We start from the raw sequence: 12,568 nt of genomic DNA on the forward strand, positions 1-12,568 counted from the left end.
GGGATCAGGTTCTGGACAGAGAAGCCTTCGTGTAACTTCGTGCTCTTCGTGGATCGAAGAACATCATGTCAATAATCCACCACGTTCCCTAAACCCTAGCCTCTGATCCCTAATCCCAAACTCGTTACCAGCGCTCGTGCACTAACGGGCGAATCAAACGATCATAAATCGCTTGGGCTTGGGCCATGGTTGCCGCATCGAGCGGGGCTAGCTCGGCAGCAGCAGCGTTGGCTCGCATTTGTTCAGGCGTTTTGGCCCCAGGAATTGCCGTCGTCACCGCATCGAACATCAAAATCCAGCGCAAGGCAAATTGGGCCATGCTGACATCGATTGGCACTAAAGCGTGTAATTCCTCAACGGCTTGCAATCCGGTAGCATAATCAACCCCTGAGAAGGTTTCACCTTGATCAAACGATTCGCCATGGCGGTTGTAATTGCGATGATCGCTAGCTTCAAACGTGGTTGCAGCGCTGATTTTGCCTGATAGCAAACCGCTGGCTAAGGGAACCCGCGCCAGAATACCAACCCGCTTGGCTTTGGCCGCCGCAAAAAATTGCTCAATTGGTTTGTAGCGAAAAAGATTGAAGATAATTTGCACGCTTTGCACATTGGGATATTCAATCGCGGCCAAAGCCTCATCGACGCGCTCGACACTTACACCGTAGTAACGCACCTTGCCAGCTCGCACCAAATTATCAAGCACCTCGAAGACTTCGGGCATTGAATAAACGTCGGTTGGTGGGCAATGCAGTTGCAGCAAATCGAGGGCTTCGGTATTCAAATTATGCAAACTACGTTCAACAAAGGCAGTTAGGTTTTCGCGATTATAGCCAGCCGCTGTATGCGGATTCAAACGGCGACCAGCCTTGGTTGCAACGACAATCTCGCCTGGACGTTCACGCAATACTTGGGCAATCAGGCGCTCGGAATGGCCATCACCATAGACATCAGCAGTATCAATAAAATTCACCCCAGCATCAATCGCTGTGTGAATTGTGGCCAGCGAGGTAGCATCGTCGGTTTTGCCCCAAGCATCGCCGCCAATCGCCCATGCCCCAAAGCCAATCGTCGAAATCTGCCAGCCAGTTCGACCTAAATCACGATAATCCATGCACGCTCCTCGGAAGTAATGATGAGCTATTTTAACATGGATAGCCAATTGCTCGATGCGTTGATACAAACTACTAGAACAAAACCAGCAATACTTGGGTTAGTAGGCATTTTCATCGCCACGAATCGCATTATAGGCGGTACGAATAATAATTTTTATGTCAAACATTGGTGACCAATTTTCGATGTAGTAGAGATCGTAGCGGGTACGCTCCTCGATTGAGGTATCACCGCGAAGACCATTAACTTGTGCCCAACCAGTAATACCAGCTTTTTCACGGTGCCGATGCATATAACGGGGGATTTGTTCACTAAATTGGGCAACATAGCGCGGCTGTTCAGGCCGTGGCCCAACCACACTCATATCGCCCAACAACACATTGATAAATTGTGGCAATTCATCAATCGAAAAGCGCCGCAAAAATGTGCCTAGGCGGGTACGGCGATCATCATTCGGGGTTGTCCAAGTACCAAGTTTTTCAGCATCAAGCCGCATCGAACGATATTTAATCATTTTAAATGGCCTGCCGTCGCGGCCAACCCGCTCTTGAATAAAAAATGCTGGACCTGGCGAATCAATCTTGATCAAAATGCCAATGAGCAGTAACAATGGTGCAAGCATGACCAAGGCTGCCGCTGAAACCGCAATGTCCAATAAACGCTTGACCGTGCGGTTTAACTGACGGTCAAGTGGCACAGCCCGCACGGTGATCAACGGCAAACCACTTAATTCGCCAACCGAAACCTCGTTATTGGTAATCAGTTGAAACGCATCAGGATAGATTTTGATCGAAACGCTCTCATCCTCAACTTGCGAAATCAACGCAAAAACATCGTTATAAGAAGCCCCGCTGAGCGCAATAATCACCTCGTCGATCGCGCAGGTGCGCACCGCTAAACCAAGTTTGGCCCGTTTGCCCAAGACTGGAACATCATCGACAACTTGCTGACCCGTTGGTACGTCATCGGAGAGAAAGCCAATAATTTGGTAGCCAAGACTTGGTGCTTTGCTCATTTGGCGATAGACCAATTGGCCAATTTCCCCAGCACCAATAATCAAAACCCGCCGTGTATCATAGCCGCGCAAGCGTAATTGACCAATCGCCCGATGATAGATCAAGCGCAAGATTGTCGTGCCAATTGTTGCCAAAATCCAGCCATAAACAAGGGTTAGCGTGGTGATATTAATTATCGGAAACAAGGTATTCAGGGCGATAAACATGATGGTGCCGATCGAAATCGCCCGAAAAATATGGTAGCCTTCGTCGATCCGCGAGCCACCGCGCTGCATACGATACAGCCCGTTCGCCGTGAAGAGCGTGCCAAATAAAGCATTCAGCACGGCCAAGGTCAGCAACACCTGACCAACGCTTGGTGGCTGAAATTCGCGCACAATCGCTTCAAGATTAAGGTAGTAGGCCAGAAAAAAACCGCCGTTCACGCCAATAATATCGCAGCCCATCAGCAGCAACAGCACAACATAGCGATAACGACGCGTAACAACGGTTGTTTGATTAAGCATTGTGGTTGTTGCCATGGGTTGCTCGTCGTGAGGCTAATGGGCGCAATCGATTACGCACCAGCGCTTGCCATTCTTTTAGGGTAATTCCAAGGTAAATCAGCCAATTCAATGGGGCCAATGTAGTTGCTTCATAATGTTTGCGGTGAAAAATCCGCATGGCATCATAAAAAGCCCGAATTGATGGCACGGCGCGACGAGTGCTCGAAACCCGTTTATAGTGCAAAATCGTCACCCGTGGATCATACCAAACTTGCCAGCCATAGCTTTTTGTTCGATAGCACCAATCAATATCTTCGCCATACATAAAAAAGGCTTCATCGAGCAAGCCTACATCGCGCAAAACCTCAGTCCGCAACAACATCGCCGCCCCAACAATCGAATCAACCTCGGTGGCTTGATCAGGGTCGAGGTAGGTCATGTTGTAGCGGCCAAAGCGCGGCGAACGGGGAAATAGCTTCGATAAACCAATCATACGGTAGAGTGCTACCTCGGCTGAAGGAAACGCCCGCCGACATGCTAAATCGAGCGAGCCATCGGCTAGCACCAATTTTGGCCCGACAATGCCTGCTTTTGGGCGTTCAACTAAGGCCTCAACCATGCCCGCAATACCATTCGTTGGCACAACCGTATCGGGGTTAAGCACCAACACAGCCTCAGGAGTTGGAGTTTCGGCCAAAATCTGGCGCAAAGCAAGATTATTGCCCGCCGAAAAGCCACTATTTTGCGGCGAGGCAATTAACCGCACCCATGGAAACGCCTCGCGCACCATGGCCACGCTCTCGTCGGATGAAGCATTATCGACCACCCACACATCAAGCCGACCATTCCAATCTTGGTCGGCAAGTGAGGCTAAACACGGCTTCAGGACATCGCCCGAATTAAAATTGAGAATCACAACAGCAATATGGTTCATAGCCTGCCAATTATACTGCAAAATAGCGTGGTCAATTGTATCATTCGGGTAACAAACCCCAGCAAAATGCCTTGATTCTGCTTTGGTATAATGGGCTGCGTACCAGCCCCTAAGCGACGCTTGATTAAATGGAGCTAGCAGTGGAAAGGATCTTTTCGTGACAACGCAATTTTTACCAACCGAGCAAATCCCTGGATGCCCAATCTGCCAGCATCCTGAGGCTCGTTTCGTTGGGCATTTTCCCGAACCACATATCGAAGAAGGTTTATCGGTGCATCAATGTCTGAATTGCTCAATCGTCTACCTTAACCCACGGCTTACCTTAGAAGGCATCCATATGCTTGAAGATAGTAGCGAAGTCTATCTGTATGATGCTGAACAACAAGCCAAGGCCGTCCATGATCGCGAAGGCATTATTGCCTGGCTTGAATCCATGACTCAGCTTAAACCAGGTTCAATTCTGGATGTTGGCTGTAATCGCGGCTATCTATTGGCCGCTGCGGCTCGTCGTGGCTGGCAACCATTTGGAGTCGAGCTCTCGCAAGTTTCAGCGGCAGAAGCCCGACAACGCTTTGGCTTACCAATTTATTCGGATCTCGAATCGTTGCCGCAAGGCCAATTATTCGATCTGATTACCTGTTGGCATGTGGTTGAGCATCTGCACCATCCCGTCCAAATGTTACGTCAACTTGGCGAGTTACTTACGCCCGATGGCGTTGTGGCAATTCAAGTGCCTGCCTATCGCTTTGCCGATGAATATATACGCCAAGGCAATGGGTTGCACATCTTCTGTGCCTCACACCCATTTCATTACACCGCCGAAACATTAACCATGGTCTTGGAACAAGCAGGTTTGCAGGTATTTTATTGCGACGAATCACCTAAATATTTATTTTTGACCATTTATGCCGCTAAACCGTCACGCTCTATCAATGCCAATCAACAAGCACAACTCGCTGCTCAACGTGAGCAAACCAACCAAAAACTCGCTTGGTTCGAGCACGATCATGCCGCAATTGCCCAAACGCTCGAAAGCATGAATGCCTATGTACAGCATCTCGAAACAACCCTCAAGACCAAAAATGAACACATCGCCCAGCTTGAGCAGCATTTACAAACAATCAATAATGGTCGGATTATGCGCATCCTCAAACGGATTAAACGCTAACTATGTTGAGGCTTAATCTATTTGCGCTACAATAAGCCTAACTCAACTAGAGCCAATATAGGAGTTCCGCGATGATTGATAAAAAGACCCAAGCCACCGAAGCCAAACGGATCTTGGCGCTGAATCCGCGTGATCTTGCTCAAGAGTTAGCCCGTTTAGCCGCCCAAACTGGCTTACCTCAAACCAAAATCCTCGAATTATTGCGTCGTCAGGCAGCTGAAGGCGAACAAAAACGCTAAATAATTGAACTCAAGCGATCTGATTGCGATTAACCACGCAAGCCCAGATCGCTTGAGCTGGCCAACCGATCATGTTTTTGGGCCAACGCATATTGGTTGTTAATATAGTTCTGTTCAGCTCGCTGCAAGTTTGGACTAATTCGATAAAGCTCCCTGGCTGTGAAAATCCAAACCAACCCAAATGAACATACTAAAAGGATATTCAACCATGTAGTTGAGCCATTCCAGGCAAGCATGCAGCCCAACCCCAACAAGGCAATGCCAATCACTAACACCATCCACGTTTTCATAGGTAGCGGGTAGCTCACCTCATCCTCATTAGCAAGTTGCCTATAATGATAATGCTGATAATAGGGTTGAATATTACGATATCGCAGCCGCTCTACAACCCAACGTTGTTCTAATTGAACTAATTCGCTAAGATAAGCTTGTTCAGACTTCGGGGCATCAACGATAATCTTTTGAATTGCCGCAGCATAGGCTTTATCACGCTTTGGTTCGGCATAATGTAACTCTTGCAAGGTGTAAATTTGAGTTTCAGCCGCAGTCCATTGCGCCGATTGAGGATTTAATGGCGAAGAGATGCGGTATGAATATTGTAATGGTTTTGTTTGTGCTAATGCTGGAAGCGTATGGAGTAATTTAGCTCGCTTTTTTAAATAGCGCCTTTCAGCTAATCTTAAGCGAATAATTGCATGAAGCCCAAAACCTAAAACTAAACTAAAGCCAAAAATTAAAAGCGTTGCTAAGAAAAATTGAACATCGCCTTGATTAATGCCCTCTTTTAAAAACGCTGCTCCAGCCAGAATAAAGAAAAATAAAAGTGATCCGACAACTGATAAACTCGCAATCTTGATCCGTCGATCAGCGTTATGCACCCCAACATAGCCAATTCGCTCTTGGTCCCATTGTCGATCGAGTTCGGCCAAAGGGTCATGATCATTGGTTGTTTTTTGCATCAGATACACCTCATCGAAAGCATTAACAACGATAATATCTTTAGTTTTAGCGCCCATAATCGTGGCTAATTCGTTGGCGTTGGGCAAAATAGTGTTGCTCAGCCTGATCAAGCTCTGTCGCTTGCTTACGGATCGTTGAAAAACTTAGCACCATAAGCAGGCCAAAAGCACAACACAGCATCGGATAGAGCAATTTATGCCCTTCAACAGCCAACATCACACCAAAACCAACCAACCCCAAGCCTAATCCCAATACAATCCAAGCCCCAAACAAGCTAGGTGATTGATAATATCTCGCTCGATTATCATATTCTAGATAACTAAATCGCTGCTTAACCCAGCGCTGCTCTAGTTGGGCTAGTTCAGTGAGATACCGCTGATCGGGTGCAGGTGTATGGGCAATCAGTCGCTGAATTTGCTCATTATAGGCTTGATCACGCGTTGAAACATCATAATACTCAGCTTGCAGCTCATGAAATCGCGTTTCAGCTTCTGATCGGCTATTTTTCGGCCATGAATAGCCTAAACGTCGCGTTGCAACTGGCAACTCAACAATTAAAGTAGGATCACCATACTGTTTGATCAAGATAGCTCGTTTTTTTAAGTAACGTCGTTCAGCGAGCATCAGCATGATTGCATTACGCAGAGCCCAAAGGATTAACAAGCTCGTCAAGATAAAAAAGATTGATACACAATAGAACATGCTGATTGGAAGCCTACTCGCTTCAATCCATAACATAATGCCTGCGCCAAAACACATGAAGAAAAATATTACTAGGGCAAGTGGATTCCCCATAGAACGAGAATGATCAAGATAATAGACCCCAACATATTTTGCACGCTCTTGTCGCCATTGTTGGTCAAGGTAAGTCACAGGATCAACATTTGGGTCTGGCTCAAGGGCTTTTTCAGCTTCGCTATTGGCTTCGATTGCTTGGTCAATCATTTCGTGGATTTCAGATTTCTTCAACATATTCCTAACCTCATAATCGAATGTTTTTCGGTCATTTAAACAACAAAAACCTTCCTGTTATTTCATACGTTGCCCTAGCAGGAAGGTTACGTTATTCATTTTGTAAACTTATGCGTCCAGCATTAGAAAGGTGTTCGATTGCGAAAGCGGCTTTGCAATTGGTTGCGTTTTTCGGCGTAATATTGCTCTAATTCACGATATTTTTTGGTATTTTTAGTTGATTGAATTGCCACAATTGCAATCACACTAGGAATGGCAATCCAAATACTCAAGTTAAACCAGTTGCCAGATGGGAAATAGCTTAAAAATCCAACAGCCGCAAAAACAACACAAACAATCAATATAAGCCATTGATTCATTGCTTGTGGAATTCTTTGTTCACGACGGCCATTTTCAAAGCGAATATATTTAAGTCGCGCTTGAACCCATTCAGCTTCGATTGCCGCCAAAGCTCTGAGATAATCGCGCTCGTGCTCAGGGGCGTTGGCAATAATGCTTTTAACTGAACGGCGATATTGTTCTTGATCGTGAATTCCATGATAATGATGTTGCAGTTGGCGAATTTGCGATTCCGCCGAAAGCAATGGAGTACGATGAACCAGCGGTTTTTCTACGACTGGAGCTAACGGAACTTGCTCAGGTTTTAAACCCAATTGGGCAATTAATTGGGTACGCTTAGCCAAATAATCCTTTTGCGCCTTGGCAAAACGCAATTGATGCCGCACACCAAACAGCATCAGAATGATGAACGGCAAGAAGAAAAAGCTAATACAATAGACTTTAAATACAACCAGTATGCTCGTAATTACAATAAAAACGAGCGTGAATCCCATCAGCATAAATGGCTGAGGCTTTTGTTTGACTGCAATCCCAAATTGTGATCGCTGTGATGTTGTATATTTTATGCTTTCTTTAGCCCATTGCAGATCAAGCTGGGTTAATGGGTCAGCGTTAGGGTCTGGTTCTAAGGCTTGCATTGCGGCATCATGTTCGCGTTTGGCAAGATCAATAAATTGGCGAATTGATGGCCGTTGGCTACTGTGAATATCCCATTCTTCATTCATAATCAACCTCTGCTTTTTGTACTGGTTAAATAATCAATAGCGTAACGTTCTTGTTGGATACACGTATCACACGGCAAGAACGTTACGCTATTGATCAAAAAAGACAGCTTATTCGGGCAGGCTGGGATCACTTGAATTAAGTTGCAGCAGCACCTCGCGAATATAGTCGGCCTCAACTGGCTGGCGTAACTTGGCCTGAAATTGGCCATGAACCAGCAATTGAATCTGCCATTGATAGCAATCGCTGGCCGCTTGTGGCTCAGCTCCAAGCAGTTGAATTGAATAAATTTGATGCAGCGATTCGACTACGCTACTTCGATAGCGCACAGGATTTTGCTGATTATAATGGTGCAAAAGCTCAGTTTGGCTGAGCAATACCGCGCCAATGCTCAACGAGAGCCAACGTTCAGCCTGCGCTGGTTCTTTGGTATAAATCGCGATGGTGCAGCTCTGACTAAATTCACGCCAAGCCTGATCATCCTGCTGTTTCATGCCAAAACTGGTCGGCGTGCTATAAATCGCCACACTTGGCAATTTGGCTGGCGGATTGGTGGCTGGTATGCCAATCAGCACTTGAGCTTTGGCAGCGGGATCGTTATCGAACAAATGGTAGTGCAACAACGCCCCAACCGATTCGAGCAGTTGCTGAATCATGCCGCCTCGATTGCCAATTGGTCTGCCTCACGTGCCAATTCTTCCTCTAATACCTGAATCGCCCCACTAATCCGCAGTAAAGTAGCATTCAGATTTTCGCGCTTGGTTTCAAGCTCAGCCAGCATGGTTTGGCCAGCCTGAAATTCTTCCTTCAATGTCGCTAAACGTTGTTCAAGTTGTTGACGCATGATTAACTCCTAACGCCCAATCGCAATCCAAGAAACCCACGAACCATAGATAATGGTATCAGCCCATGTCTGAGCGACAATCGTACAACCTGTACGGGTCACCGATTCAGCAAAGCCATGAAAACGTAAGTTATTGCCACGCTCTGAATCAATCGCCACAATACTTACAATAACCGAAGGAGCTTCGGTAAATCCTGCATAACTAATGGCTCGACGAACTTGGCTTACTTGATTATTACCGCGAAAAGCGCCAATATCAACATAGCCACCTTGTACCCGTACCGCCGTGCTTTGGGTCGTACCATCACCAAAACGCAGACTACTAGCCACAAGTCCGGTCAAACCATCGCTATTAATATCACCATCTTTGAAATGGAAGCCATCACTACGGCCCTCAATCCGTCGCCAATAGCGATTGCCATGATGAAAGCGAATACTTGGATATACCTCGCCTAGCGCTGCCGCATATTCTTGAAACAATTCTAAGAAGACAAATTTACCATCTTCACGGGCGGCAGCCGAACGACGAACTTGCAAAATTGGCACATTGCGGGTTGCTGCGTCAAGTTGAACAGTTAAGCTGCCACTGACTTCAACCTGTTGATCAGACCGAACCTGCAAAACTGGTTTGATCACATTTGCGCCATCTCTGGTATGTCCAAGCGTTACCCCACTGAAACCACCAATCTCCACCCGATCAGACGTTTCTTGCCAACGTACCAGATGAAATTGATCAGCTGGGCCTTTGCGCAAATACAGGCTATTGCCATTCAGGTGCAGGTTGCCTTCAACTTGTAATTTATTCTGCGGGTTGGTCGTGCCAATCCCCACGTTGCCGCCACTTTCGGCATTCAACGTCAGGGGGTCGGTACCACGCGCGGCAATCGCTAGCGGTTGGTTGGGGTTCGAGCCAGTGGCCAAAATGCTTGCATAACCAATGCTCACGCCTTGGGTTTGGTTGCTATGGCGAAATTCAGCCAACGGAGCCTTCGGGCCATTGGTGGTCGCCGAAACTTTGAGCGAAGCTTGAGCTGCATCGGCTCCAGCAGTTACGTTGAGCGGCCCTTTAATCGTATCACCGCCAGCTCGGTTAACTTTCGCCTCATCCAAACGCGCAACTTCGCGGCTCATTTCGTTCCAGTCAGCGGCACGAATAAGCTGCCCACTTTGTTTATCTTGATGATTATAGGCCATTGCTGCTGACTCCCGCTAAAAGGTAATTTCCCAAATTAATGTCAATTTGAATTGCTCGGATTTGGTGATCGTGTCGAAAATCACGCGGTTGTACATCACGCCATCTTCGGTAAATAAGCCAGCTTCACGCAACTCGCCGTTACAATCGCGCTCGCCCAACTCACCAGTGAGCCGCAGCATAATTCGCGGCTTGTTGCTGCTATCGGTTACGTCAAGTTGTTCAATGCGGGCAATTTTGGTTGTGCCAATTGGCTGCACCAGAGCAGTATGGGACGGATTGAAGGCGGCTTTTGATCCACCAAGCTGAATCGTCGAAACCCGCTGAATCACGTCGCCTTGCTTTTCGTGATTGAACAACCGCGCTACCAGCGTGCGGCCAGCCACGGTAATATCGTTGTGGGCGCTAATTTGCTCGACCAACTCACCAGCGCTGGTGAATTGCTGAATCGTCAAGCGTCCGGCAATATGCAAATGCTCACTCCTGAACATACACTCATCCTTCTATGCAAATGTATTGAGGCTATCAAATCGGGTGTAATCAAATTGGCCTGCTAGCACTAAGCTATCGCTGACATCATGCTGCTCATTGCTACGTTGCTGACTCTCAAGGTCAAAGCTATCGCTCACGTCGTGTTGTTGATTGAGCAAACGGCCTTGCATTCGTAAATCAAGCCGATCAAGTTGGTCGTGATCTTCTTGGAAGACTTGTTTATAGGCGACCAAGGCTTGCACACCCGCCGCCTTCACGCGATTAACCAAATTCAGAATTTGCTGACGTGGGTGATCGCCACCTTCATCAAATTTATCGGTAAAACCCGCAATATGCCAAGGAATTGTGACTGTGAACACGCCATAGGTCAGGGCATACGACGAAACTTCGACCCGCACAATTGGCTCATCGGGCACAAAGAGGGTTTGATCAAAAGCTTGTTTATCAAAAGCTCCAGCTGGATAAACCTTGCCATCAGCCCCAATAATGTCGGCATTCAAGCGCCAACGGGCCACGCCAGGTTTTAATTGAGGAATCGTACCGATCAAGCCTTCGGGCGGCACGATCCCATTGCGCAGCACTTGCTTACCTTCCAAGGTCAAACGATCGCCAATTTGCAAACGCCCAGGAAAGCGCACCCGCTGGCCACTTTTGATATCGATCAGCTCAATATTGGTCAGCTCGCGAAACGGCCCATTCAGCATCGTAATCCAAATATGCGGTGTTTCAGGGCTACGATTGATGTTATCGACTTCAAATTCTTGGTAGAACTTGAGATTATCGGCAAAAAAGAGCGCTCGTTTGGGCAGAAATTCTTCAATATCAATCAGGGCTTTGGCTGCCGCCACCGCTGGATCATTGCCAACAATGCCTAAATTGGCCGCCACAATATCCAAAATGCCTTGGCGAGTCGAGGCTCCGCGCTTGAGTACGGCAATCAGGCCTTGCAAGCGCTCACGATAGGGGGCATGGCTTGGCTCAAGCGCATAATCCCAGGTCGTTTCCAAGGCATAACGATTCAAACGAATCAGATCATCAGCATAGGTGGTTTGCAATATGGGTAAATCTTCAGCCAAATCGGGAAAGCGCTCAGCATTGACTAAATGTGGGTCATCAAGCAATTGATTGAGCAACATCATTAAGGCTTGGCGCACCTCTTGCAGGCTCGAAATTCGCCGCACGCTCAAGCCCCAAGGCCGCAACCGCGCATCATAGCCCAACGCTGCATCAACAATCATTCGATTCAAACGTGCTACATCATCGCTCAAGGGGTTGGGGCTCGATTCACTTTGATCAAGCACATTCAGCAGTTGGCTGCGCCGATCAGGATTCGGCTCCTGTTCATAGATTGGCCGCAAGAACTCACGATACAAGCTATAAATCAGGCTCCAAGCATGGGCGGGCAAGCTCAAATTGCTCAGCACAGCATAATGGCGCGTAAAAAATTGGGTATCAGCCAAAATCGCTTGATTCAAGGCTCGGGCAACTGCCAAGGCCAATTCGCGGCTAATGCTGCTGGCCCCGTTATAGCGTTGAATCTGCTGATATTCCTGTGGGCTGCGTTCGGCAATTTGTTGGGCAATGATCGCGCTGATCGGCGTGCGCTGCACCAATAATTCTAAAACTAAGCCCGCCTGAACCTCAGACCCCAAAACATAGGCATAGTCCACGGTATAGCGCCGCAGTAATTTCCAGGTCGTTGGATCAATCAGTTGATCGAGATAGGCTGGGAGTGGGCTTTGTTCAGTCAGAATTATTTGGCTCAAACGGTAGGCATCAAATGAACGCTGGGTAAAACGGGGGTTCATTTTGATCAGCTGCGATGTACCACCCAAAGCCTCAAGGTAGAGCGCAAAAATCTTATCGAGATCGCCGCGCTGCTCGATTGGCGCAATATAGCCCTGTGAACCTTGGTTGGTCGCCGTCTCGACATGATGCGAACGCAGCACATGGTATAGATCAAGCTCAGCTCGTTCAAGCCTGCGCCCAAACATCTCGGCGAACAGCAACAGCAACTCACCCGCCTCGGCTGGGGCATAAAAATGAGCCAAGCGTTGCAATAGGGCGATCGTTTTGCCAGTTAATCGTTGCATA

13 protein-coding genes are annotated in these 12,568 nt (G+C 47.5%); 2 read left to right on the top strand and 11 right to left on the bottom strand.

Annotated features, from left to right (window positions below; genetic code table 11):
• Positions 1-124: 124 nt before the first annotated feature.
• The 3 genes from DEF47_RS20710 to DEF47_RS20720 form a co-directional block, all read right to left on the bottom strand.
• Entirely contained in the window at positions 125-1,111 is a 987-nt protein-coding gene (locus DEF47_RS20710; RefSeq protein ID WP_012189345.1) for an aldo/keto reductase, read from the bottom strand.
• Between the two features lie 99 nt (positions 1,112-1,210).
• Positions 1,211-2,647: an undecaprenyl-phosphate glucose phosphotransferase gene (locus DEF47_RS20715; protein WP_012189344.1), complete on the bottom strand. Its 1,437-nt coding sequence runs from the start codon at positions 2,645-2,647 to the stop codon at positions 1,211-1,213.
• Entirely contained in the window at positions 2,625-3,545 is a 921-nt protein-coding gene (locus DEF47_RS20720; protein WP_012189343.1) for a glycosyltransferase family 2 protein, read from the bottom strand. The genes DEF47_RS20715 and DEF47_RS20720 overlap by 23 nt, the downstream gene beginning before the upstream one ends.
• A 157-nt stretch (positions 3,546-3,702) precedes the next feature.
• On the opposite strand from DEF47_RS20720, the gene DEF47_RS20725 reads away from it, so the two are divergent.
• The gene (locus tag DEF47_RS20725; RefSeq protein WP_012189342.1) at positions 3,703-4,713 is read left to right on the top strand and encodes a class I SAM-dependent methyltransferase; all 1,011 of its coding nucleotides are present in this window, start codon (positions 3,703-3,705) and stop codon (positions 4,711-4,713) included.
• Positions 4,714-4,784: 71 nt separating this feature from the next.
• Positions 4,785-4,952 carry a hypothetical protein gene (locus DEF47_RS20730; protein WP_012189341.1) on the top strand — a complete coding sequence of 56 codons (168 nt, stop codon included), beginning with the start codon at positions 4,785-4,787 and terminating at the stop codon, positions 4,950-4,952.
• A 29-nt stretch (positions 4,953-4,981) separates the two neighbouring features.
• On the opposite strand, the gene DEF47_RS20735 is transcribed toward DEF47_RS20730, so the two are convergent.
• From DEF47_RS20735 to DEF47_RS20770, 8 genes are all read right to left on the bottom strand, one after another.
• Positions 4,982-5,968 carry a hypothetical protein gene (locus tag DEF47_RS20735; RefSeq protein ID WP_012189340.1) on the bottom strand — a complete coding sequence of 329 codons (987 nt, stop codon included), beginning with the start codon at positions 5,966-5,968 and terminating at the stop codon, positions 4,982-4,984.
• Positions 5,958-6,884, bottom strand: coding sequence for a hypothetical protein (locus DEF47_RS20740; RefSeq protein ID WP_012189339.1), 927 nt, complete (start codon positions 6,882-6,884; stop codon positions 5,958-5,960). Before DEF47_RS20740 ends, DEF47_RS20735 begins: the two co-directional genes overlap by 11 nt.
• Before the next feature lie 122 nt (positions 6,885-7,006).
• A complete protein-coding gene (locus DEF47_RS20745) occupies positions 7,007-7,948 on the bottom strand; it encodes a hypothetical protein (RefSeq protein ID WP_012189338.1) in 942 nt (313 codons plus the stop codon).
• 108 nt (positions 7,949-8,056) lie between these two features.
• Positions 8,057-8,602: a hypothetical protein gene (locus DEF47_RS20750; protein WP_012189337.1), complete on the bottom strand. Its 546-nt coding sequence runs from the start codon at positions 8,600-8,602 to the stop codon at positions 8,057-8,059.
• Entirely contained in the window at positions 8,599-8,790 is a 192-nt protein-coding gene (locus DEF47_RS20755) for a hypothetical protein (RefSeq protein WP_012189336.1), read from the bottom strand. The genes DEF47_RS20750 and DEF47_RS20755 overlap by 4 nt, the downstream gene beginning before the upstream one ends.
• A 9-nt stretch (positions 8,791-8,799) precedes the next feature.
• Positions 8,800-9,984, bottom strand: a complete 1,185-nt coding sequence (locus DEF47_RS20760) for an H-type lectin domain-containing protein (protein ID WP_012189335.1) — start codon at positions 9,982-9,984, stop codon at positions 8,800-8,802.
• 15 nt (positions 9,985-9,999) lie between these two features.
• Complete coding sequence (locus DEF47_RS20765) at positions 10,000-10,473, bottom strand: hypothetical protein (RefSeq protein ID WP_012189334.1); 474 nt, start codon at positions 10,471-10,473, stop codon at positions 10,000-10,002.
• A gap of 12 nt (positions 10,474-10,485) precedes the next feature.
• Complete coding sequence (locus tag DEF47_RS20770) at positions 10,486-12,567, bottom strand: hypothetical protein (protein WP_012189333.1); 2,082 nt, start codon at positions 12,565-12,567, stop codon at positions 10,486-10,488.
• Between the last annotated feature and the right edge of the window lies 1 nt (position 12,568).

Source organism: Herpetosiphon sp. (assembly GCF_003512625.1).
GTDB lineage: Bacteria > Chloroflexota > Chloroflexia > Chloroflexales > Herpetosiphonaceae > Herpetosiphon > Herpetosiphon aurantiacus.